General features: G+C 45.2%; 20 protein-coding genes. 6 read left to right on the plus strand and 14 right to left on the minus strand.

Annotated features, from left to right (window positions below):
• Window positions 1–23: 23 nt before the first annotated feature.
• The 9 genes from BLT91_RS06325 to BLT91_RS06365 form a co-directional block, all read right to left on the minus strand.
• Window positions 24–1,241, minus strand: a complete 1,218-nt coding sequence (locus tag BLT91_RS06325; RefSeq protein WP_090818262.1) for an aminotransferase class I/II-fold pyridoxal phosphate-dependent enzyme — start codon at window positions 1,239–1,241, stop codon at window positions 24–26.
• A gap of 15 nt (window positions 1,242–1,256) precedes the next feature.
• On the minus strand, window positions 1,257–1,748 hold the full coding sequence (locus BLT91_RS06330) for an Lrp/AsnC family transcriptional regulator (protein ID WP_090818264.1): 492 nt from the start codon (window positions 1,746–1,748) through the stop codon (window positions 1,257–1,259).
• Window positions 1,749–1,931: 183 nt separating this feature from the next.
• Window positions 1,932–2,228 (minus strand): hypothetical protein, encoded by a 297-nt coding sequence (locus tag BLT91_RS06335; RefSeq protein WP_141224936.1) that lies wholly within the window; start codon window positions 2,226–2,228, stop codon window positions 1,932–1,934.
• A 147-nt stretch (window positions 2,229–2,375) separates the two neighbouring features.
• A complete protein-coding gene (cysK, locus tag BLT91_RS06340) occupies window positions 2,376–3,287 on the minus strand; it encodes a cysteine synthase A (RefSeq protein ID WP_090819774.1) in 912 nt (303 codons plus the stop codon).
• An 80-nt stretch (window positions 3,288–3,367) separates the two neighbouring features.
• Complete coding sequence (locus BLT91_RS06345; protein WP_090818270.1) at window positions 3,368–4,681, minus strand: MFS transporter; 1,314 nt, start codon at window positions 4,679–4,681, stop codon at window positions 3,368–3,370.
• 119 nt (window positions 4,682–4,800) lie between these two features.
• Entirely contained in the window at window positions 4,801–5,301 is a 501-nt protein-coding gene (locus tag BLT91_RS06350) for a hypothetical protein (protein ID WP_090818273.1), read from the minus strand.
• A gap of 137 nt (window positions 5,302–5,438) precedes the next feature.
• Window positions 5,439–5,858, minus strand: a complete 420-nt coding sequence (locus tag BLT91_RS06355) for a DUF350 domain-containing protein (RefSeq protein ID WP_090818276.1) — start codon at window positions 5,856–5,858, stop codon at window positions 5,439–5,441.
• A gap of 120 nt (window positions 5,859–5,978) precedes the next feature.
• Window positions 5,979–6,659, minus strand: coding sequence for a PspA/IM30 family protein (locus tag BLT91_RS06360; protein WP_090818279.1), 681 nt, complete (start codon window positions 6,657–6,659; stop codon window positions 5,979–5,981).
• A gap of 140 nt (window positions 6,660–6,799) precedes the next feature.
• A complete protein-coding gene (locus BLT91_RS06365; protein WP_254776810.1) occupies window positions 6,800–9,160 on the minus strand; it encodes an endonuclease MutS2 in 2,361 nt (786 codons plus the stop codon).
• 243 nt (window positions 9,161–9,403) lie between these two features.
• On the opposite strand from BLT91_RS06365, the gene BLT91_RS06370 reads away from it, so the two are divergent.
• Entirely contained in the window at window positions 9,404–9,772 is a 369-nt protein-coding gene (locus tag BLT91_RS06370; protein ID WP_090818285.1) for a phage holin family protein, read from the plus strand.
• Between the two features lie 182 nt (window positions 9,773–9,954).
• Window positions 9,955–10,341, plus strand: a complete 387-nt coding sequence (locus BLT91_RS06375; RefSeq protein WP_090818288.1) for a cupredoxin domain-containing protein — start codon at window positions 9,955–9,957, stop codon at window positions 10,339–10,341.
• Window positions 10,342–10,467: 126 nt separating this feature from the next.
• Here the strand turns inward: BLT91_RS06375 and BLT91_RS06380 are convergent, their stop codons facing one another.
• From BLT91_RS06380 to pheS, 4 genes are all read right to left on the minus strand, one after another.
• Window positions 10,468–11,016 carry a CvpA family protein gene (locus BLT91_RS06380; protein WP_090819777.1) on the minus strand — a complete coding sequence of 183 codons (549 nt, stop codon included), beginning with the start codon at window positions 11,014–11,016 and terminating at the stop codon, window positions 10,468–10,470.
• Between the two features lie 11 nt (window positions 11,017–11,027).
• A complete protein-coding gene (gene zapA / locus BLT91_RS06385) occupies window positions 11,028–12,161 on the minus strand; it encodes a cell division protein ZapA (protein WP_090818291.1) in 1,134 nt (377 codons plus the stop codon).
• A 93-nt stretch (window positions 12,162–12,254) separates the two neighbouring features.
• The gene (gene pheT, locus BLT91_RS06390) at window positions 12,255–14,708 is read right to left on the minus strand and encodes a phenylalanine--tRNA ligase subunit beta (RefSeq protein ID WP_090818294.1); all 2,454 of its coding nucleotides are present in this window, start codon (window positions 14,706–14,708) and stop codon (window positions 12,255–12,257) included.
• Between the two features lie 25 nt (window positions 14,709–14,733).
• Window positions 14,734–15,768 (minus strand): phenylalanine--tRNA ligase subunit alpha, encoded by a 1,035-nt coding sequence (gene pheS, locus BLT91_RS06395; RefSeq protein WP_090818297.1) that lies wholly within the window; start codon window positions 15,766–15,768, stop codon window positions 14,734–14,736.
• A gap of 523 nt (window positions 15,769–16,291) precedes the next feature.
• Between pheS and BLT91_RS06400 the strand changes: the two genes are divergently transcribed.
• The 4 genes from BLT91_RS06400 to glsA all read left to right on the plus strand — a co-directional run bounded on the left by BLT91_RS06400 (window position 16,292) and on the right by glsA (window position 20,431).
• Window positions 16,292–16,720 carry a MarR family winged helix-turn-helix transcriptional regulator gene (locus tag BLT91_RS06400; protein ID WP_090818299.1) on the plus strand — a complete coding sequence of 143 codons (429 nt, stop codon included), beginning with the start codon at window positions 16,292–16,294 and terminating at the stop codon, window positions 16,718–16,720.
• Between the two features lie 81 nt (window positions 16,721–16,801).
• On the plus strand, window positions 16,802–18,397 hold the full coding sequence (locus tag BLT91_RS06405) for an MDR family MFS transporter (RefSeq protein WP_302847478.1): 1,596 nt from the start codon (window positions 16,802–16,804) through the stop codon (window positions 18,395–18,397).
• Between the two features lie 133 nt (window positions 18,398–18,530).
• Window positions 18,531–19,451, plus strand: a complete 921-nt coding sequence (locus tag BLT91_RS06410; RefSeq protein WP_090818302.1) for an aldo/keto reductase — start codon at window positions 18,531–18,533, stop codon at window positions 19,449–19,451.
• A gap of 26 nt (window positions 19,452–19,477) precedes the next feature.
• Complete coding sequence (gene glsA / locus BLT91_RS06415) at window positions 19,478–20,431, plus strand: glutaminase A (RefSeq protein WP_090818305.1); 954 nt, start codon at window positions 19,478–19,480, stop codon at window positions 20,429–20,431.
• Window positions 20,432–20,649: 218 nt separating this feature from the next.
• On the opposite strand, the gene BLT91_RS06420 is transcribed toward glsA, so the two are convergent.
• A complete protein-coding gene (locus BLT91_RS06420; RefSeq protein WP_090818307.1) occupies window positions 20,650–22,311 on the minus strand; it encodes a copper resistance CopC/CopD family protein in 1,662 nt (553 codons plus the stop codon).
• Window positions 22,312–22,319 lie beyond the last annotated feature (8 nt).

Genomic DNA, 22,319 nt, shown 5'->3' on the forward strand with positions numbered 1-22,319 from the left:
TAGTCCATAATGAACACATTTATTTACTGCAAACCTTCCAATTTTCTCAGGAACTTTCCTATTCTCTCTAGGGCTTCATTCAGTTGAGAAACACTATAGGCATAAGAACAACGTAAGAAGCCTTCTCCGCCTAAACCAAACACATCTCCCGGTACAGCAGCGACCTTTGACTCAAATAATAGCCGCTGCGCAAATTCTTCTGATGTTAATCCCGTTGCTACAATACTCGGAAATGCATAGAACGCGCCTTGCGGTTCATGACACTCGAGTCCAATATCTCGGAACCCTTTTACGATCAGACGCCTGCGTTGGTTGTAGGACTCTATCATTCGATCTTTCTCTTCTAGGCCATTCGTCAACGCCTCATGAGCAGCAACCTGCCCCATGACCGGTGCGCACATGACTGTATATTGATGAATTTTGGTCATCGCTGAAATCAGTTCCGGGTGACCGCAAGCATAGCCCATCCGCCAGCCCGTCATGGCAAAAGCTTTGGAGAAACCGCTGACCAAGATTGTCCGGTCTTGCATGCCAGGAATCGCTGCGAAGCTCACGTGCTTCTGGCCATAGGTCAACTCCGCATATATTTCATCTGAAATGACAATGAGATCGTTCTCTTCAACGACTTTGGCAATCGGCAGCCAATCCTCATAGGTCATAATACCGCCTGTTGGATTACTAGGATAGCAGAGAATTAATATTTTGGAGCGTGGCGTAATCGCATCGCGAAGTGCTTTCTCCGTCAGCTTGAACTGATCCCTCGCGAATGTCTCGATTCCAACAGGAACGCCGCCGCTAATACTCGTAATTGGCGAATATGAAATATAACAAGGTTCAGGTATAAGTATCTCATCGCCCGGCGTCACCAAGGCACGCAGAGCCAAGTCAATTGCTTCACTGCCCCCAACAGTAACTAGGACTTCGTTAGATGGCTCATATTTCACTTTAAATGACGTGTACAGGTAATCAGCAATGGCTTCACGAAGCTCTGGAATTCCTGAGTTTGGCGTGTATTTCGTTCTGCCGCGTTCCAAAGAGTACACTGCTGCTTCACGGACATGCCAAGGAGTTGAGAAATCCGGTTCTCCTACACCCAGGGAGATAATATCTTCCTTGCTGTTGCTCACCAAGTCAAAAAACTTCCGAATACCTGAAGGCTTTATTTCGCGTACGGCAGGAGCGAGGTAGTCCTGCATCGATTTTACTTTGCTCGGCTGGATCGTTGTCTCATCTTTGATCATGGCGTTCCCTCTTCTTTACGGCGAAACAAGCATCCGGTGATCATCTGCCTGATCCTCGAATATAATGCCGTCTTGTTTGTATTTTTTTAATATAAAATTCGTTTTTGTAGATAGCACGCGATCAATCGGCGATAGCTTGTTGGACACAAAGGAAGCGACTTGTTTAAGGGAGCTGCCTTCGATTTCTACAAGTAAATCATATGCGCCAGACATCAGATAAACCGATTTTACTTCTGGATATAAATAGATCCGTTCCGCGATGGCATCGAACCCGCGTCCGCGTTCCGGCGTAATTTGCACTTCAATTAGGGCGGTAACCTTTTCGTCATCCACTTTGCTCCAGTTTACTACTGTCGCGTATTTGACGATGACCTTATCCGCTTCCATCTCGCTTATCGCTCGCGCCACCTCGTCCTCCGCCGTTCCTAGCATTGTGGCGATGAGGTCCGCACTCCGGCGGGCGTCTTCCTTCAGTAGTTCGAGAATTTTAAGCTTCAAAGCATCCATGGTTAAACCTACCTTTCTGAAATTGGTTTCGTTCATCCTTTAATCTTACAATGAATTACTATCCTAATTCAATTACTGAGCCTATCTAAAAGCCAGATTATTTTTATATAACAATAAATTTCCATCCCATAAACTACGAATAAAGCCACCTGTATTCCAGGCGGCCTCTGCTCTAAGCATTATTTAGGATTGTCCGTGAACCAAACCAAACTTCGATTCGGCTTGCAGCAATTTATTAACCATGGTTTTAATTTCACGATGCTCATATGTGGGACGCACATGAATACTCTGTTCTTCTGCGATACAACCAATGCCAACAAGCGTATTCTCATCATAAACCGAGATCACATAGTTGGAATTGAGATTATTCCAATTCACAAGTGCTAACGATCCTGAAGTTATGCATTCTTCTGTATATATCTGTATAAATTCATGGAGTTGATCTTCCTCAGGAAGCGCATTAATATAGGCTAATTTCACAGCAAATCCACCTTTCAATAAGGACCTTCTCATACTTATAATTATACTAAGTAACGCATTTTTATTCAACATTCTTTTTTTATTTGAAATAAAAAATACGACCCCTCCGAATATCTAGATCCGAGTGGCCGCGTTCTATTGGCTGGGCTATTCAAAAATGTCCATACTTAAATATCTTTCGCCCGTATCCGGTGCGATACAGAGCACCCTTTTACCTGTACCTAGCTTACGAGCAACCTGCAATCCAGTCCAAACCGAGGCTCCTGTCGATGGTCCAACGAGTATGCCTTCCTTGCTGGCTAAATCTCTCATGGTTCGGATCGCATCCTCGTCAGACACCTGCACGATCTCATCGTAGATGCTCGTATTCAAAATAGCAGGGATGAAGCCCGGACTCGTGCCGACGAGTTTATGCGGACCGGGGCTTCCTCCGGACAAAACGGGTGAACCCTTCGGCTCCACCACATAAATCTGGATGTCCGGCAGCCTCTCTCGGAGCACCTCGCCAGTGCCGGTGATCGTTCCTCCCGTACCTGAGGTAGCAACGAAGGCATCCAGTCGCCCTTCCATTTGCTCCAGAATCTCTGGAGCTGTGGTCGTCCGGTGAATACTCGGATTCGCCGGATTCTCGAACTGCTGTGGGATATAGCTGTCAGGTATCTGATCCCGCAGCTCTATCGCTTTGGCAATTGCTCCCGGCATCCGCAGTGCGGCGGGAGTCAGTACCACCTCTGCGCCATAGGCCTTGAGCAGAGTAATGCGTTCTTTGGTCATGTTATCCGGCATGATCAGAATGGCTTTATAGCCTTTGGCTGCGGCATTCATCGCAAGTCCGATGCCTGTATTGCCGCTCGTTGGCTCGATAATCGTAGCGCCAGGACGGAGCAGCCCATCTTTCTCTGCCAGCTCGATTAAATTAAAAGCAGCGCGGTCTTTCACACTGCCGCTTGGATTGAAATATTCAAGCTTCACGTAAAGCTCGGCATCACCAGGCTCTACCAATCGGTTAATCCGAACAGCGGGTGTGTCACCGATTAGCTCAGTGATGCTGTTGACCATTTTTTTATGTGTCAAGGGTTACCCCCTCCTATTCCCAATACCAACTATACCCACATTTTTATCGGGAATCGCTATAGATGTCAAGGTTTAATTACAGATAGCTGGTTTTTCATAAAGTACCAACTGACCAGCGGGGAGCTCCCAATGATCAACAGCAGCACGTTAATCACTAGCGGTTCCTTACTCCACGAAATAACGCTAATGAATAGGAGCACACCGCATACACGTCCCACATTCAGTGAAAGCTCACGGAGCACGACATATTCCTCCCTTTGCTTAGCGCTGGCCTCATTGGAACCAATTAGATCGAATACGGCTGACACCATAGGCACCGAATACATTGGGAAAAAGAGCGCAGCTCCTAAGCCGAAAATAAGTAAAGTGCTATATCCCATTTTCCAGAAAAAAGGAATAATTACCGCAACGACCATGACAGAGCCAATCAGCATGCTTATTTTACGAAAATGCGGTTTAATAAATCGGCCTGCTGCCCAGAAGCTGACTAATGATACCGCCGAAGTAATCAATACAAATTTCCCTAAGCTCGCTTCACTTGATGTGGATATGTAGACGAGAAGTGCAATCATGAAACCAAAGACTCCCTCCCGGACACCTTGAAATACCAAGGCTAAGCTTACGCGCTTCCAAGGTGTTTCCGCTTGCCGAAGACATCGAAAGGGAAACAACCATTCATAGGCACCTTGTACTTTCCGTTTTTTCAAAAAGAAACTGATAATCACACCTAGCAAAAAGATGCCTAAGGATATGGAAAAGATCAACCGGTACCCAGCGCCATCTCCAAGACTCACAATAAGCAAGCCCGATATCCATGGTGCGACTATGCCTGCTCCAGAGCCTAACAGCCCTACCCAGCCATTGAACCGATCTCGATTATCAGGGTCCGTCACTTCGAAATAAACGACATTAAACGCAATCCAGAACAACCCTGCTGAAATTCCCTGCACCATTCCCAACCATACAAAATAGTGAAAGCTGCTTGTTCCAAGCAACAATACCAGCATATAAAAGCATGCTGAAACCGCTACGCCGAGCCGTAAGCAGTTCATTTTGTTATGCTCCTTCACCCATTTTCCTGCTAACCAGAAGGTGATCGCCATCGTCAAATGTGTTACTAATGTAAACCAACCAATTAAAGCTAAGTCATTTTTAGCCTTCCACAAATACACGCCTACAAAGGTTCCCGACAAGGCATTTGCACTGCCAAATAACGTATGAACAATGAGTAATAGGATAGCTTGAGCATCTAACCGGCTTTTCTTCTGTAAACCCTTGCCATCGCTTGATCTATTTCCTCGGTCTTCAAAATAATTGCTTTTAGATCGCCCCACTGCCTTACCTGGCTGAATTCGCTTCCTACTCAGATCTTTTTGCATACTCCTCCTCACCTTTCCCCACGGTTAGAAATTGCTTTAGTTAAGCTTCCCCAATCGAGTGAAAATATGAGGTACTGCATAATAAAAAACCGAATCCTTAAAGGACTCGGTTCTTTCCGCTACTCCGATTTAATACGTTCAACCATGAGTAATCGATCTGTATCAGATAAGATTTTCTCCACCTTGAAGCAAGACGGGCATACATAAACATCCATAGTGAAGGGGCCTGTAAGGAAAGCATTTCCTAACGTTTTAGGAATAACAGGCGTGAAGGAGGTCCCGCTTATGACCTCGCTCCCTGCAAGCAGAAGCAATTCGTGGCAGTTCGAGCACTCGGGTGCTTCTTCTTGTTCGTCTGTAATATGCTGAACTTTCTCTCCGAATTTATCTAGAGGTTCATCGGAGTCATCCCAAGCCAATGACAAATCTTCATCGGAGTCAGGATATTCTTGTTCTTCAAAGCGGAGTGGTTGACCTGTTTGCTTCACCTTTAAATCAATACTCCGGTAATCGCTTAACTCATTAAAACAGTGTGGACATTCATCCTCTGGTCCAATCTCTGGATCCCAAACAATCTCGGTTTGACACCAGGGACAAACCATTTCTTCGTTGGCACTCATTACGTAATCCTCCACCTAATGCATTCATGCTTATCTCAATAAATAATAAACCCCTGCAGCCATAAATACAAACGCTATGGCAAACAAAGTGCCCCACAGGTATTTCATTGTTCAAGCCTCCAAGATTATGTATGATCCTAAGTTACACAAGCTCCAACCACATAGGAAAGGGAGACAGATATCGTCAACGATAAGAAGCCTACAGCGCGATTATCTTTTTTGATTTCTTCATCAATTTTAAAATAAGGCGTCAAGAATTCAAAAATGAAGTAAGCTGCTAGCAGCAGTAAGAAGCCATACCCTGCCCAGATGAGAGAATGAATCATCGTATCATTGTTGAGAATCGCAAATCGGAACAAATTACAAATCCCAAAAATTTTCCCGCCTGTTGCCATCGCCACAGATAAGTTCCCTTTTTTAATTTCAGCCCAGTCATCATATTTGGTGACCATTTCGAAAATCGTTAGAAATACCACAAGCGCGATGACAGCAACTGCAAAAAATGCAAGCGTCGATAAATACGGGTTACTAAGCAACACATCCACCTCTTCGTTCATATCGTCTCCTGCCTTCCTTTTTCACAAGTAGAGAGACTATAAACTTCGTTTAAAGATCCCTATATATGGTAGAAGAGACTGAGTTTAGCTCAGTCCCTCGCAGGTATCACTACTATAACATTAGGATTGTTTTTTTTCAGCAAGCTTTGCTTTCATAGCTGCCAATTCGTCGTCAATTCCGCCGCTGCTTGCGCCAAGTCCATCCAGCTCATCGTCTAAGCTGCGGTTTTTAGCGCGGATTTCACCGCTCGCTTGTGCTTCGGCTTCCATTTGAAGTACTTTCTCGCTCATACGGTCAAATCCTTTAGCTGCGTTGTCCGTACCGAATCCGGACATCGCTTGATTGATTTGTTTTTGAGCTTTTGCTGTTTCAGCACGAGCAATCAACAAATCTTTCTTGTTCTTCATTTTGTTAAACTCATCTTTCATTTCCGTTAATTGGCTGCGAAGTTGATCAGCATTTGTTTTTGCAAGATCATACTGGCGTTTCAATTCATCAAATCTTACTTGATGTTCTTTTTTGTCTTCCAACGCGCGGCGAGCCAAGTCTTCGTTACCTGATTCCAGAGCTTTCATAGCCTGCTCTGTACGTTTCGTTACCATCTCTTCGGATTCTTCGAATTGAAGCTTGAATTTCTTCTCGATCGCGATTTGTTTAGCTACTGCTGCCTCCGCTTCCATGATGTCTTCTTCCATGTCACGCAGAAACTGATTTAACATCTTAATTGGATCTTCTGCTTTGTCCAGCAAATCATTAACCGAAGCCATTGTCATATCACGAAGTCTTTTAAAAATTCCCATTTTGAATTCCTCCTAAGGTTTATAAACATAAATTTTATAATTGGGTGTTGCGTATTCTTCATTTAATCACCGGTGCTTACACACATTACATACGCAGTCCCAAAGAATGAGTTTCAAAAAGATGAAAATATTTTTAAAAGTTATTTCAACTCGACAACGGTAACCCCAGCTCCGCCTTCATTGTAGTTCCCCATACGGTAGCTTTTTACATGCTTATGACGGCGCAAGTATTCTTGCATTCCTGTACGCAGCACACCCGTTCCTTTGCCATGAATTAAATAGACTTGCCCCAGATTGCTCAAGAAGGATTCATCCAGGAATCGATCAGCCTCAATCAAGGCTTCCTCCATGTTGAGGCCACGCATATCCAGTTCCATTCTAACGTTATCATCCCGTGTTCGTTTGACAGTCGTAGCCGAATGATAGGCTGGCTTTTTCTGAGCAGGACTGCCCGTCTTCTCGAGATTCGACAACTCGACCTTCATTTTCATGATCCCCAGCTGCACAGTCGCTTCTGTCGCGCTAACAATCTCTACCACGTGACCCTTTTGACCTAGGGTCACGACACGCACTTCATCTCCGGCCTCGATTTGCTCAGGCCGTTTTTTCGCCGCGCGCACCTGCTTATCGCGCAGTTCTGGCGCCGCCTGCTCGAGGCGGCGTTTCGCTTCTACCAGCCGGTGGTCCTTGACCCCGCCGGCTTCCTCCTGCGCCATGCGCCGCAGATCGGCGATGACTTCGTCCGCCTCTCGGCGCGCCTTGGCGACAGCCTCGCGCGCGTCGCGCTCGGCCTTCTCGAGCAATTTATCTCGCTGCTCGTCGAACTTGGCCTGCTGCGCCTCTAACGTTTGGCGCATCTCTTCTGCCTCCCGCCGCAGCTGCTCAGCGCTAAGGCGTTCCGCTTCCGCAATCAGGCGGTTCTCCTCGAGCGAAGCGATCATAGATTCGACGCGTTTATCCTCTTCGCCCACCTGTGTGCGCGCATGCTCAATAATACGGCGTGACAAGCCTAGCCGCTCTGCGATAGCAAACGCATTGCTTCGTCCTGGAACACCTACTAGTAAACGGTATGTCGGACTTAGTGTTTGTATATCGAATTCCATACTCGCATTAATGGTTCCTTGCTTCTGATACGCATATGCTTTTAACTCCGAATAATGCGTTGTAGCAATGATTCGACAACCTATTTGATGAATATAATCTAAAATGGAGATCGCTAAAGCCGATCCTTCTGCAGGATCCGTACCTGCTCCAAGTTCATCAAGCAAAACCAAGCTCTTAGGTGTCATATCTCTCAAAATACTTATGATATTCGTCATATGACTCGAAAAAGTACTTAAATTTTGCTCAATGCTCTGTTCATCACCAATATCCGCGAAAATCGCGTCAAATACACATAATTGACTGCCTTCCTCGGCAGGGACAAACAATCCTGACATCGCCATCAAACTCAGAAGACCCACAGTTTTAAGAGAAACCGTTTTCCCTCCTGTATTCGGTCCGGTCACAATGATTTGCGAGAAATCATTACCCAACTCCAAATCAAGTGGCACAACCGAATCTGCTGCTATGAGCGGATGCCGGCCTCGCTTGATTTTGATAAAGCCTCGATCATTTAATCTAGGCATAGTTCCCTTCAATTCCCTAGCCAAACCCGCTTTTGCAAAAGTAAAATCAAGCTCTGCCAATTGATCAACATCGAACACAAGCAAATCAATTTGTTCAGCAACAAGCTCCGTAAGCGCGCGCAAAATCTTCTCAATCTCAACTTCTTCTTTAAACTTAAGTTCACGTATTTTGTTATTTAATTGAACAATGGCATCTGGTTCAATATATAACGTCGCCCCCGAAGCCGATTGATCATGAATCATCCCTCCAAAGCTTGAACGATACTCCGATTTAACAGGAATTACAAAACGGTCATTACGAATTGTAATCAGTACATCCTGCAGCATTTTTTGAACGGATGAATTGCGAAGCATTTGCTCTAACCGCTCACGTACCCTTCCTTCACCTGTACGAAGTTCACTTCGCACACGTCCCAATTCAGGACTAGCACCGTCAACAACGACGGCGTTCTCATCAATACAGCTATTAATTTTATCTTCCAACTGCTTATTCTCGCTGAGTAACTCAACCTGTTCCTTCAGCATGGGTATTGCGTATTCTTCGTGAACAGCAAGAACAAAGCGTTTTAACCTACGAGTTCCAAACATGGTTGTCGAAATATCAAGCAGCTCTGTTGGGTTTAACATCCCCCCAATTCTTGCTCGATGCAAAGCGGGTCTGATATCCCGTATGCCGCCAAAAGGAGCGTTACCCTTTAAGCGCTCGACATTAACGGCTTCATCCGTTGCTTGCAGCCGAAGTTTGACAAGTTCAAAATCACCCTTAGGTTCAAGCTTTTCCGCGGCATCCTTACCAAGTGAAGTAGATGCATGATGAGCTAGTTTATGTAAAATCTTCTTATAATCTAATGTTTTAATAATTTTTTTATTCAACTGTCCCAACCTCATTTCTACCCTATATTATAAACCAAATCGAGGCTGATTAGCTACGGAGACAATCATTATATGGAAGATGCTACCTAATATAATCTTCTTTGCATTTGGACACAATAACCTATGCACCTATTCCTTCTGCCAAAGGAATTGCAAATTTTCAAAAACACCAAGCAAAGTTCAACAAAAATCACTTCTAGTTATGAGAGCTTATTCTCATTACAGAAAGAAGGAGGTTCACGAATGCATCTTCTTGGACATCTGGTAAGGTTTATTGTATCTGCTTTGGTATTACTGTTTGTCAGCTGGTTAGTGCCTGGATTTCGGATCGGAGGATTCTGGAGCGCATTTTTTCTAGCAATAGTCATTGCTGTAGCCGCTTGGATCATCGAAGGTATCTTCGGCAAAAAAATTACTCCATTTGGCAGAGGAATCGTAGGCTTTCTGGTGAGTGCTATTGTCATCTGGGCCGCTCAGTTTGTCGTGAGTAATGTGTCCACGAGTATGATAGGTGCGATTTTAGCCGCATTAGTCATCGGAATCATCGACTTGTTCATTCCTGTGAAAACACCCTTTGAACAAGGGATCTCAGGAAGAGAAAAAGGTCGATAAAACCTATCAGTTTCGATAACTGATATCCATGCTAAAGCAAAAAAAAGATCGGTCTGCAGCGTATCCACTCGCCGGGCCGATCTTTTCTATGAGCAAACTCTCATTCACGAGTTCGTCACTGTTTTTTTGGCAGAGGTCATGTACAATGATGAGGAATGCAAATACGATTTCGGAGGGTATACATGAAAAAATTACTCGTTCTTTTGATGGGAATAGCCTTAGTCATTGCAATAACCGCATGTGGAAACAAAGATACTAAAAAAGCAGAAAATACGACAAACCCAGCCCCTGCTACACAAGCGGCAGGTCAAAATGTAGTCTTGAAAACCACTAACTTCAAATTTGATCAAGCCGAATACCGTGTCAAAAAAGGACAACCCGTTACAATTACACTAGAAAATGTTGAAGGCATGCACGGTGCTTCCATCAAGGATTTCAAAATTAACCTCGACAACAGCAACAAAACAGTTACCTTCACACCAGATAAAGCGGGTTCATTCCCAATTAACTGTTCCATCATGTGCGGAAGCGGCCACGCTAATATGAAAACAACATTGATCGTTGAATAATGTAATTTTCTGCTTCATAAGCCTTATCGCTGCAACTACGCGGTAAGGTTTTTTACTACGGTTTTCAGATCATAGAGTCAACAATAAAAGCTGCCTCTTTCTAAGTTTTTAGAAAATGGGCAGCTTTTAAATAGGGATTGCTTGCTTCCACAGTTCTTGAAGTTTTCCTGCTATGTTGGGTAATTCGTTAATTAGGTATGGCGCTATTGTTGAGCTTGAAAGCAGCTTTTGGAGCCCATCCGAGGGTATAATGGCGATTACGTTAACGGCTATTATGATGATTAAAAGCGCTTCTGCTAGGCCGAGAAATGCGCCGCTCCAGCGGTTAATGAAGTTCAGGCCTGGGGTTTTTGCTAGAACATTTAGCGCTCTGCCTACGATCACTAGTGCAAATTTTACGCCAAAAAACAATATGGCAAAGGCTATGGCATTCAGGATATAGGTATCCAAATTGAGACCTTTTACAATAAATTCGTATTTTTGATAATTTTGATAAGACGGCAGTGAGACTGCGTTTCGAAGCATAGGGGCAAAGTCTCTGTAAAAATAAAAAGCAACTAGGTAGGCTAGGACAAAACCAGAGAGTGAAACAATTTGGGCAATAAATCCTCTAAAGTAACCTAGCAGCAGACCCAAAGCTACTATCGCCAACATGACATAGTCTAATGTATTCATTGTCACTGAGATTACCTTCCAGGGCTGTCTGTTTCTACAAGCTCGATCCATTCGTTGTATTCATTCTGCAGTTTGGCATATTCCTCACGCAGTTCTCTATACTCTTCTTTGATATGTTGAAGTTCTTTTTGCTGAGCTTCGTCACTCAGGCTCTGGTGCATTAATTCTTCTTTTTCTCTACGGGCTTGCGCTAGAATTTGTTTTTTTTCTTCTTCGAAATGTTGAGAAAGCGCACTTCGTTCTAATTGCCGTTGCTCGAGTAAGGTATCAATTTGAGCTTGATATTGCTGAATAATGGCCGATTTTTGGTCTTCAAGCTGTTGAATGATGCTCGCTAGTTGTTCTTGGTACTGTCCAACAAGGCTGCCTTTTTCTTGCTCGAAACGTTGAATTTTCCCCTCAATCTCATCTTGGTACAGGATGGTGATTTGTTCGATTTCCTCTTGATGTTTCATGTTATTCGTTTCTTTGTCCTGCAAATGAAGTTGAATAAGTGCTTCTTTTTCTTGTTGGTGCATCTCCAAAAGGGACAATTTTTCAGACTGGTGTTGTTCGTTCAACGTTTGAAGCTGATGTGCCTTTTGTTGTTTCTCTTGTTCGAGTTGCTGTCTAATCTGCTCGTGCTGTTGTTTTTCTTGGTCTAGTAGTTGTCGCACTTGAATGAGTTGCCGTTTTTCTTGCTCTAGTTGTTGTTTGATTTGCTCTTGCAGCTGCTTGGCTTGCTCTTGTTCTTGTTTCCCTTTATGTACCTCCAGTTTCATTTGCTCTTGCTGTTGGTTAACTAGCTCTAGCTTGGCTTTTTGCTCGCCAACAAAGGTCATCTGAATTTCGTATTCTTGTTTCAATTCGTTATAAGTAACGAATAACTTTTCATACGCCGCTTTGGTTGCTTCTTGATCTTTTTGGGCTTTGCTCAGTTCTTCCATGACTTCATTCATACGAAAGCACTCGTCTGCCATGTTTACCGCAGCAAGAACGGCGATTCTTTGCGAATCAAGGCGTGGATAACCTTTAGCAATACGAAACATTTGGTCGTTTACGTATTCAGCAACACGCTTCATGTAGTTGGTGCTGGTGCTTGCTTTTAGTTTGTATTGGTTTCCATATATATCAACGGTAATCCTCGTTTTATCTTCAGCGTTCACTTTTTATATCCTCCCTTAGATGAAAGGCTGGCCCTATCGAGTGTAATTTCGATAAGACCAGCCTGTTTTCCTGCAACTTAAATGAAAGTTACACTATTTTCTTAGCTCTGCCTCATATTGTTGTTCAAGGGTTTGAACAACTTTGGCATGGAGTTCTGTTACTTCCTCATCCAATAGAGTTCTTTCTGTATGACGGTACACCAGGGCAATGGCTACGCTTTTGCGATTTGCACCTAGACGCTCTCCTGTATAGATGTCGAATACTTGAATGGATTCTAACAAATCTCCGGCTACTTCGGTGATGGATTGCTCCATGAGGCCTACTGGTACACTTGCCTTCACGACTACAGCGAGATCACGTCCAATGGATGGATAACGCGGCAGCAATTTATATATAATTGCATCACTCGCAGCATCCAAGATTGGGGAAAGCTCAACTTCAAGTACGTAAGTGTCATCAAGATCACGCTGCTGTTGGACTGTAGGATGCAGTTGGCCAATTCGACCTATTACCTGCTGGCCTTCTGCCGTGTTTAGCAAGAGTTCCGCTGTACGTCCCGGATGGAAGCCATCTGGCGACGCAGATTGATAGGTGAGTCCTTTAACGCCTAGGTAGCTTACAAGTCGGTCAAAAATGCCTTTGATGTCATAGAAGTCGACAGCTTCGGACTTCTGAGCCCAGTGCGCTTGGCGGCGGTTGCCTGTCATTACGATGGACATGAGAAGCTTCTCTTGCGGCAAAGTTGTGAGTGTAGACTCGTCTGTAACGAATGCTTTTCCGATTTCAAAAATGGCCACATCATCCATTGTGCGATTGCGGTTATAACTAACAACGTCAAGCAGATGCGGCAGCAAGCTAGTACGCAGTTGGCTGCGATCCTCGCTCATTGGCATGGCCAGCGAGATTGGTTTCGCCGCTGGGTATAGACCCGGCAGCGAGGCAGTTTGATCCGGGTGCATAAAGGTATAGGTGATGACTTCATGCAGCCCGCTTTGGGTCAGTAGATTCCGTGCAATACGACGGATCGACTGTTCTTTGGACAAGGAGCCTGGAGTCGTCACACCGCTCATCAAGGTCGTTGGGATGTTGTCGTAGCCAAAGAGGCGTGCTACTTCTTCGATCAAATCGACATCCCGTGTGATGTCTCCGCGGCGGCTCGGCACGTGTACGAGCAGCTTGCCTTCGCCCGCCTGCTCGAATGTGAAGTGCAGGCGCTCAAGGATTTGACCCATCTCGGTCAATGAAAGTTCAGTGCCGAGATAATTGTTCACACGATCAGCAGCAAGCTCGATGTTAACAGGCTTGTGAGAGCCTGCGACAGCTTCTACGATGCCGTCTGCGACTTGACCTGCTGCATACTGAGCGATTAACGCAGCAGCACGGTTCAATGCCGGAAGCACCGCTTCCGGGTTCACTTCTTTCTCGAAGCGAAGACTCGCTTCAGAGCGTAGCCCTAGCTGGCGCGATGTTCGGCGCACAGAGCTGCCTGAGAACTTAGCGGATTCAAGGAGAATCCGCGTCGTGCCCTCTGTCACTTCGGAGTTAGCGCCGCCCATAACTCCGGCAATCGCTACCGGCTTCGTGCCGTCCGTGACGAGCAGCATGTGCGGCTCTAACGTGCGTTCCACATCGTCAAGCGTGACGAGCTTCTCGCCCGCTTGCGCTAGGCGTACGTCGATGTGTCCGTTATTTAGCTGCTCGGCATCGAAAGCGTGGAGTGGCTGACCGTATTCAAGCATCACGAAATTCGTGATGTCAACGATGTTATTGATGGGGCGGATACCAGCCGCCATCAAGCGGTTCTGGATCCACAGCGGAGAAGTGCCTACACGCACGCCTTCGATTAGGCGTGCCGCATAGTGCGCGCACTGCTCTGTCGCTGTGATCTTCACACTGATGCGGTCCGAAGCTTTCACTGAAGCTGTTCCAGCCGCTTCAAGCGCCGCTTCCGCATTAGGCAGTTTGACGCTGCGGCCAAGAATCGCCGCGATTTCATAAGCCGCTCCGAGCATACTCAAGCAATCGGAGCGGTTTGGTGTCAGGTCAAGCTCCAGAACTTTGTCATTGATGGCCAGAACATCTAGGACAGAGCTGCCGATTTCCGTCTCTTCAGGCAGCACCAAAATGCCTTCCTGAATTTCTTTTGGCAGCAGCTTATCATTCAGACCAAGCTCTTTGGCTGAACAAATCATGCCTTGCGACTCAACGCCGCGCAGCTTAGCGCGTTTAATTTGCAGTCCCCCAGGCAGAACAGCTCCGATCATAGCGACAGGTACCTTTTGCCCCGCATCGATATTTTTAGCTCCACAAACGATTTGCAAGTCTTCGCCTTGTCCGGCATCGATGAGACAAACGCTTAATTTATCAGCGTCTGGATGTTTTTCGCGAGACTTTACAAATCCTACGACTACGTTCGTAACACCTTTATTCCGATCTTCAACAATATCCACTTCGATACCGCTTCGGGTCAGTTTTTCTGCTAATTCCTCGGCTGTGAAGCCTGATACATCTACATATTCCGATAACCATTGGTAAGAAACCTTCATGCTTAACTCCTCCTTTTCCTGATGCTTACAAGTGTAAGAATTGCTTTAAGAACCGCAAATCATTTGTATAGAAATGGCGTATATCTTCAATCCCGTATTTCAGCATTGCTATGCGCTCAACGCCCATTCCAAAAGCAAAGCCCGTGTATTCCTTCGGATCATATCCACCCATCTCAAGAACGCGCGGATGCACCATGCCCGCTCCGAGGATTTCTAACCAGCCCGTTTGTTTGCAAGTACGGCAACCAACACCGCCACACATGGCACAGCTAACATCTACCTCAACGCTCGGCTCTGTGAATGGGAAGAAGCTTGGACGCAAGCGAATTCTCGTCTCTTTGCCGTACATCTCCTGAACGAATTGAAGCAAAGTTCCTTTTAAATCACTCATCCGTACGTTACGGTCGATGACCAAGCCCTCGATTTGCGTAAACATATGGGAATGTGTCGCATCATCGTCATCGCGGCGGTATACTTTGCCCGGACAAATGATTTTGATGGGAACTTCCCCTTTTCGTTTCTCCATCGTTCTAACTTGAACCGGGGAGGTTTGTGTACGCATCAGTATCTCTTCTGTGATATAAAACGAATCCTGCATGTCGCGAGCTGGGTGATCCTTCGGCAGATTTAGCGCCTCAAAGTTGTAGTAGTCTTGCTCGACCTCCGGACCTTCAGCGACGGTATAGCCCATACCTATGAAAATGTCTTCAATTTCTTGAATGACTTTGCTTAAAGGATGCACAGCACCTTGCTGCGACGGGCGGCCTGGCAATGTAACGTCTATCATTTCCGCACGAAGTCTGTTCTCTGTTTCTTGCTGTTGGTACGCTGCTTGCTTCTCTTCAATAACGGCTTCTATTGCTGCACGAACGTCGTTCGCCACTTGACCGATAACAGGTCTTTCTTCCGCACTCAAACCACCCATCCCGCGCAGAACCTCGGTTAATGGCCCTTTTTTGCCCAAATACTTAATTCGTAGATCGTTTAGCTCCTGCTGACTTTGTACGCCGCTTAGCTCTTGCAGCGCTTCTAGCTTTAAAGCTTCCAACCGCTCTTTCATCGAAATCCCTCCTGAATTAGGCCCCTAAATCACCCGAAATGAAAACACAAAAAAGACTTTCCGCTCCCTCACAAGGGACGAAAAGCCGTGGTACCACCCTAATTAGATTCGCTCACTGGCAAATAATCCAAATAAACGATTCTCACTTCATTCCAGATAACGGACGATGTGTCCGGTTCCTTCTAATGAGAAGCTATTGATTAAGCTCCGGTTCAAAGGACTGCTCGGGAGCGAACTTCAGCAGCCTGATTCTCGGGGCCAGCTCTCAATCGTCGGCTTTCCCTCCCTGTCAAGAAGCACTGCGTACTCTTCTCCGTCAAAGCATTTTCACATATATGTACCAGTTATTATATGCAAGATATGACTGTTATGCAAGTACACCAGTCTCAAGTCCTGAATTTTCCTATTGACTTCGAGTCTTAATCGGCATATATTTTACTTAATCAGTTTAAACATTAATTTGTATAAATATTTTATTGTTTAATCATTCGATAATTTAATTACTCGCAAGGAGGATTTGGTTATGGAAGATGAATTGCTTACTCTTACCAATCGCTTCCGCACAACATTTGAAACGGCGCATCGGAAAATTAGTCACACTGTACTTTCACAATTGAATTCAGAGTTAACGGGTCCTCAATTATTTATGATATTCATCATATCAAAAGAAGGAACTCTGAAACAAACCCATCTCGCGGATAAATTGGGCGTTAAACCAAGTGCGATAACCGTTATGATCGATCGACTTGTCCAAAGTGGTCATGTTGTACGTAAACATCACGAGACCGACCGGCGCATTGTATTGGTGGAAGTTACTGAAGCCGGGAAAGAGGTACTTAAGAAAGCGGAAGACGTACAGAAGCAAGTGATTGCACGCGGACTGTCACAGCTTCCACCGGAAGAAATGCGCATTCTTGTGAGTGCCTTTGAAAAACTGACTTCCTATTACTAATTTCATCATATTCAAGGAGTGGTATACGTGGAAAACATACAAAAAACAGCTTCAGAGAAATCTATAGAAGCAGCGCCGGAGCTGAAAAATCGAGGCCTCCTGCTTACTGGGCTTATTATTGCCATGCTGTTCGGGGCTTTGGACGGTACAATTGTGGGAACAGCTATGCCGCGTATCGTTGGTGAATTCGGCGGTCTCGGTCTTATGGCCTGGTTAACTACGGCCTACATGCTGACATCAACGGTTATCGTACCTATTGCTGGTAAACTTGCCGATTTGATTGGCCGCCGCGTCATCTACGTTACGGGCCTAGTCATCTTTATCGGTGCTTCTGCTCTATGTGGCATTTCCCAAAACATGACGGAACTCATCCTGTTCCGCGGCTTGCAAGGTCTGGGCGGCGGTATTATGATGCCGATGGCCATGATTATTATCGGGGACTTATTTACAGGTAAACAACGTGCCAAGTGGCAGGGCGTATTCGGTGCGATTTTCGGTTTATCTTCGGTGGTCGGCCCCCAAGTCGGTGGTTGGATCGTTGACGCATTGAACTGGCGTTGGGTATTCTATATCAACCTTCCAGTCGGTATCCTTGCTGTTATCTTAATATCAATTGCTTTACCTAAGCATAAAGCGACCGGTAATGTGAAGTTCGATATTCCAGGTATTGTAACGATGGTTGTCGGGGTCGTCAGCTTATTGCTTGCATTGACATTTGGCGGTAAAGATTATGCTTGGTTGTCATTGCAAATTATTAGTCTTTTCGCGCTAGCTATCGTATCTTTGGTTTCCTTCGTTATTATTGAAAGCAAAGCTCAAGAGCCGATTCTTCCCGTTCGTTTGTTCAAAAACAGAACTTTCACAACAATTAACGGTGTAGGATTCCTTATGGCGGTTGGGATGTTCGGAGCCATTATGTTCGTTCCTCTATTCATGCAAGGTATTGTCGGTATCAGCGCTTCGGCATCCGGTACGGTGATGACACCTCTCATGATAACGATGATTGCGGCCAGCGTTGTTTCCGGTCAATTCATTCATAAAATTGGTGTTCGTAAGCAAATGCTTCTGGGTATGATTATTATGGCTGTAGGCTTCTATTTCCTCAGCACGATGGGCATTCATACAACGAAGTTAATCGCTTCTAGTTACATGCTGATTCTCGGTTTAGGAATGGGTCTAGTCATGCCAATTCTTACTCTTGCTTTGCAAGAAAGCTTCCCGAAATCGGAACTCGGTGTCGTTACGTCTTCCAGTCAATTTTTCCGCCAAATTGGCGGTACATTTGGAATGACGATTCTCGGTGCTATTATGAACCATAAATCAAGTGTGCTGCTGGAGCAAGACTTATTACCTGTCGTGAAGCAGCTTCCCACGGAAGCAAGCGGAATGGCTGCTCAAATGACGGATATGATTCATAAGAATCCGCAAGCCCTATACTCCTCTCTTCTTAGCCCAGAGGCCTTGGCCAAAATGCCAAAAGAATTCGTGCAACACATGCTTCCTATTTTAAAAAATGCCCTTGTTTCTTCGCTACACCTAGTGTTTATTGTAGGCTTAGTGTTCGTCTTGCTCGGAGCTATTCTTACACTCTTTATCGGTAACATTAAAGTATCTGACCGTAAATCTAAGAAATCCAATGAGGAGAGTGAAAATGAACTTTCACCCGGTCTCGCATAACTCATAAAAGAAGCTCCCTCCTTCTCAATAAGGATGGGAGCTTCTTTTATATAACTTTAGCTTCATTTCTTTTGACATCAATCATACAATAGCGTTTAATGATGTTGGATACTATAAAAGGAGAGTGCTCGCCATGAAATATCGCAGACTTGGGAAAACAGACTTAAAAGTTTCCATCGTTGGTATTGGGACTTGGCAATTCGGTGGAGAATGGGGACTTACCTACACGCAAGCTGAAGCTGATGCTATTCTGGATCAAGCAGCTGAACTTGGCATTAACTTGATCGATACAGCAGAATGCTATGGTGACCATCTATCGGAATCTTTTATCGGAAATTACTTATCGCGGCGCAATCGTGAGAATTGGGTCGTGGCTACGAAATTCGGCCACCATTTCCACGATCTATTCACCAGAACAGATGATTTCAGCTCTGAAGGTGTCATCAAACAATTGGACGATTCTCTAAAAGCTTTGCAAACAGACTATATTGACTTATACCAATTCCATTCTGGACCTGATGATTTATTCGATAATGATGTACTTTGGACGACGTTAGACAAGCAGGTTCAAGCCGGTAAGATTCGCCATCTGGGAACTTCCATCGGCAGTAATGCCAATATTCATCAAACAGAAGCCTCTAGTAAGGTAAATTCCAAAGCCATTCAAGTCGTTTACAATCGCTTGGATAGAGCACCAGAAGAGCTTGTTTTTCCTTCCTGTGTGAATCAAGATCTTGGCGTTCTGGCACGCGTCCCTTTGGCTAGTGGCTATCTGAGCGGTAAATATAAGCCTGGTGCGGTGTTCAGCAATACAGATGTTCGTCATCGTCATGATGCTGACAATGTAAAGCAGAAGCTTGAGGAAGTGCAGCGCATTCAAAAAGAAGAAGTTCCTGAGGGGATGGACATGGCCAAGTGGGCATTGGCTTGGTGTTTGAAGCATGATGCTGTAACAACAGTTATTCCCGGCTGCAAAAACCCCGAACAAGTTATCGCAAACGCAAGCGCAACCGATCTAATTAGCGATAACCACCCACAAGCGTGGAAAGCCTAAGCGAACTAGGAAGGAATGACTTCTAGATGAGTCACCAGAATCATGAACAGACTTGGAAGCTTTTGAATGCACACCTGAATGAATGGGTTAAAGAAAGCAAAGTGCATACATCAGACGGCCAAGTTGCTTCCTATATTCCTGAACTAGCGAACGCTCCTGCGGATGTGATAGGTATCTGTATCATGGATGCAGGAGGAAACACCGTCGTTGCCGGCGATTCTGACTTCCGTTTTACTTTACAAAGTATTTCGAAAGTATTCACGCTGATTTTGGCTTTGATGGATAATGGCGAAGAGGTTGTATTCTCGAAGGTGGGAATGGAGCCTACTGGCGATGATTTCAACTCCATGCTGAAGCTTGAGCTCGTCGAGCCCGGCATCCCTTTTAATCCACTTATTAACGCTGGCGCTATTGCGATATCCTCCTTGATTGCAGGTAGTCATCCTGCCGAACAGATTGAACGAATTCTTCAATTTTTTCGTAAGATCGCTCATAATCCTTCATTGGAGATCAATCAAAATGTGTTCAAATCCGAATCTGATACCGCACACCGAAATCGTTCTTTAGCCTATTTTCTTAAAGACAACGGCGTACTGGATAGCGAGGTTGACGACGTTCTCCAAGTCTATTTCAGCCATTGTTCCGTCGAAGTGAATTGTACGGACTTGGCTCGAATGGCCCTGGTTCTAGCACACAATGGCGTAGATCCGATTCGGAATCTACGCCTTATCCCGCGCCGCTTCGTACAAATCGCCAAAACGTTCATGTTTACCTGCGGTATGTACAATGCCTCCGGTGAATTCGCTATGAACGTAGGACTGCCTGCCAAAAGCGGTGTGTCCGGCAGTATTTTGACAATGGTACCCGGACAATATGGCATAGGCTTGGTCAGCCCTGCCTTGAACCGCAAAGGCAACAGCACCGCAGGCGTTCACCTTCTGGGCAAGCTGTCGCAGGAATTTGATTGGAGCTTATTTTAGCATCGATAAAGGAGCTGCCATTTCGTTGTCACCATATTTTCACTGATTATGAGATGAAGCGACTGAAAGCCTTCTTTATTGAATTCCCTTAAATAGCTTTATTGAAGATGCTTCAAGCTTCAATAGCAATAAAGAAACCCTCAGCATCAAGCTGAGGGTACGTTTAATATTTAATGGTAGTCCAATTTTATCTATTATAGGCTTGATTCACTATGCCTTTAATAAACGATGAATGCTTTTTGGTAGACCGTTTCATTATCATCAGCATCCATGACACGCATCTCTAGTTCCCAATTCCCGCGGAATGGAAGGTAGGCTCCCTCTGCTTTGTAGCTGAATTTCGCAAAGCCATAAGACTCTTCTTTTTCCTTATCCTCGTACACCGTTAGTGGCACAGAAATAGGAGCGATTTCTTTATCATCCAAATAACGAAGAATCATGAGTACTTGTTTCGGTTTCCCTGCTTTTTCTGGAAGAAATACTTTCGCTACGAAGGTATTAGTGCCCTGTATTTTAGGCGTAATATCGGCAGATACATGGACTTTTTCCCCCATCTGGTGCCACTGCAGCGGCTCGTTGACTGGGATTGGCGCCATATAAGTGATGAGTCCTACCAGCAGCACAATTACGACCATAAGGGTTAGATCAAGCTTAACCCACAGGAGTGATTGATTAACCATCCCTTTGCGCATAAAGAGCCGAATGACAAGACCAATAAGCATAACAAGGACGACTGCACCTATTTTCACTAGCAGCAGTATCCCCCATGCGGAGTAAAGCAAATAATGTAGATTGGGTAGGAATAACAAGACGGATAAGGATCCGGATAGGGTTAGTACAAGGATAGAGATCAGGGCCATATTCGAAAACTTTTGCATATAGGAACTGACATCATAGTCCTTCTGACGCCACTTCACATATAGCAGTACCAAACCTCCAACCCAGCATGCTGCGCCTACAAGGTGAATAAAATCAAGCCCTATCGTCGCCCATAAGGGAGAAAAGGAAGCTGCGTGACCGCTAAAGCTTTTCACCGCAAGCAAACACAACGGCCATAACAGATCTAGCCACATTACCCTGCCAACAAGTACAAATCCAAGGAAGGACAGTACTAACAGGAGTGCCCAGGAAATGCCAATAGTGGTTGCGCTAAAAAGTTTCCAAATCTCTTCAGCGCCGCCGCCGCCAAGCAAGTCTTCGATGTGTGTAAAAATAAGCAGTAAAAACGCAACCAACTGTGCTCGCTGGAGATTGAGAGTCCAAGATGCCAACGATTTTCGGGCTTCTGCTCCGCCTGCTCCAGGCAACCTTAACCAGATAACCCATCCAGTCATCGCCAATATCATCAAATACCACAGTCCGCGAGATGCATATTGAAGTAAAACTTTCGTAGTCAAAGGACCAGCTCCGTGCTCGTGACCCGCATGGGCTGAAGGCAGATCCAGCACATCTTCTTGAGGCGGATTGCCAATGGTAATCGGATAACTCCCACCAACGGGGTGTCCGTCAGCCGAAATGACATGATAACTAATCAAATAAACGCCTTCAGGCAGCTTCGGCAAATTAAGCTCCAGACCTGTCTGATCTTTGTTCATATGCGCTTTATTGCTAGTAACATCGTCACCGTTATGATTAAATACTTTTATATAAAAAAGTCCTGCATCTAACTGTTCATTGAATGTCACCGTTACTTGAGGCGGTGAGCTTTCAAGTTTAGTTCCCGCCTCCGGAATCGCTTGTACTAATGACGCATGGGCAGAAGCTGTCTGCGGAACGACTACTGCGCCTAAGAGAATGAATGCAATCATACACATAAGCAATGCGGGCATAAACAAGAAGCGTCGGGGAGCACGATGAATAGGTTTTTGCATTTGCATCATAAGTTTCC

The organism is Paenibacillus sp. yr247, assembly GCF_900103825.1.
Classification (GTDB): Bacteria; Bacillota; Bacilli; order Paenibacillales; family NBRC-103111; genus Paenibacillus_E.

Bases quoted from the DNA above. Each gene is read 5' to 3' on its own strand.
- BLT91_RS06325 (WP_090818262.1), bottom strand. From the start codon at position 1,241: ATGATCAAAGATGAGACAACGATCCAGCCGAGCAAAGTAAAATCGATG.
- BLT91_RS06330 (WP_090818264.1), bottom strand. From the start codon at position 1,748: ATGGATGCTTTGAAGCTTAAAATTCTCGAACTACTGAAGGAAGACGCC.
- cysK (WP_090819774.1), bottom strand. From the start codon at position 3,287: ATGGTCAACAGCATCACTGAGCTAATCGGTGACACACCCGCTGTTCGG.
- BLT91_RS06345 (WP_090818270.1), bottom strand. From the start codon at position 4,681: ATGCAAAAAGATCTGAGTAGGAAGCGAATTCAGCCAGGTAAGGCAGTG.
- BLT91_RS06350 (WP_090818273.1), bottom strand. From the start codon at position 5,301: ATGAGTGCCAACGAAGAAATGGTTTGTCCCTGGTGTCAAACCGAGATT.
- BLT91_RS06355 (WP_090818276.1), bottom strand. From the start codon at position 5,858: ATGAACGAAGAGGTGGATGTGTTGCTTAGTAACCCGTATTTATCGACG.
- BLT91_RS06360 (WP_090818279.1), bottom strand. From the start codon at position 6,659: ATGGGAATTTTTAAAAGACTTCGTGATATGACAATGGCTTCGGTTAAT.
- BLT91_RS06370 (WP_090818285.1), top strand. From the start codon at position 9,404: ATGCATCTTCTTGGACATCTGGTAAGGTTTATTGTATCTGCTTTGGTA.
- BLT91_RS06375 (WP_090818288.1), top strand. From the start codon at position 9,955: ATGAAAAAATTACTCGTTCTTTTGATGGGAATAGCCTTAGTCATTGCA.
- BLT91_RS06380 (WP_090819777.1), bottom strand. From the start codon at position 11,016: ATGAATACATTAGACTATGTCATGTTGGCGATAGTAGCTTTGGGTCTG.
- pheT (WP_090818294.1), bottom strand. From the start codon at position 14,708: ATGAAGGTTTCTTACCAATGGTTATCGGAATATGTAGATGTATCAGGC.
- pheS (WP_090818297.1), bottom strand. From the start codon at position 15,768: ATGAAAGAGCGGTTGGAAGCTTTAAAGCTAGAAGCGCTGCAAGAGCTA.
- BLT91_RS06400 (WP_090818299.1), top strand. From the start codon at position 16,292: ATGGAAGATGAATTGCTTACTCTTACCAATCGCTTCCGCACAACATTT.
- BLT91_RS06410 (WP_090818302.1), top strand. From the start codon at position 18,531: ATGAAATATCGCAGACTTGGGAAAACAGACTTAAAAGTTTCCATCGTT.
- glsA (WP_090818305.1), top strand. From the start codon at position 19,478: ATGAGTCACCAGAATCATGAACAGACTTGGAAGCTTTTGAATGCACAC.
- BLT91_RS06420 (WP_090818307.1), bottom strand. From the start codon at position 22,311: ATGATGCAAATGCAAAAACCTATTCATCGTGCTCCCCGACGCTTCTTG.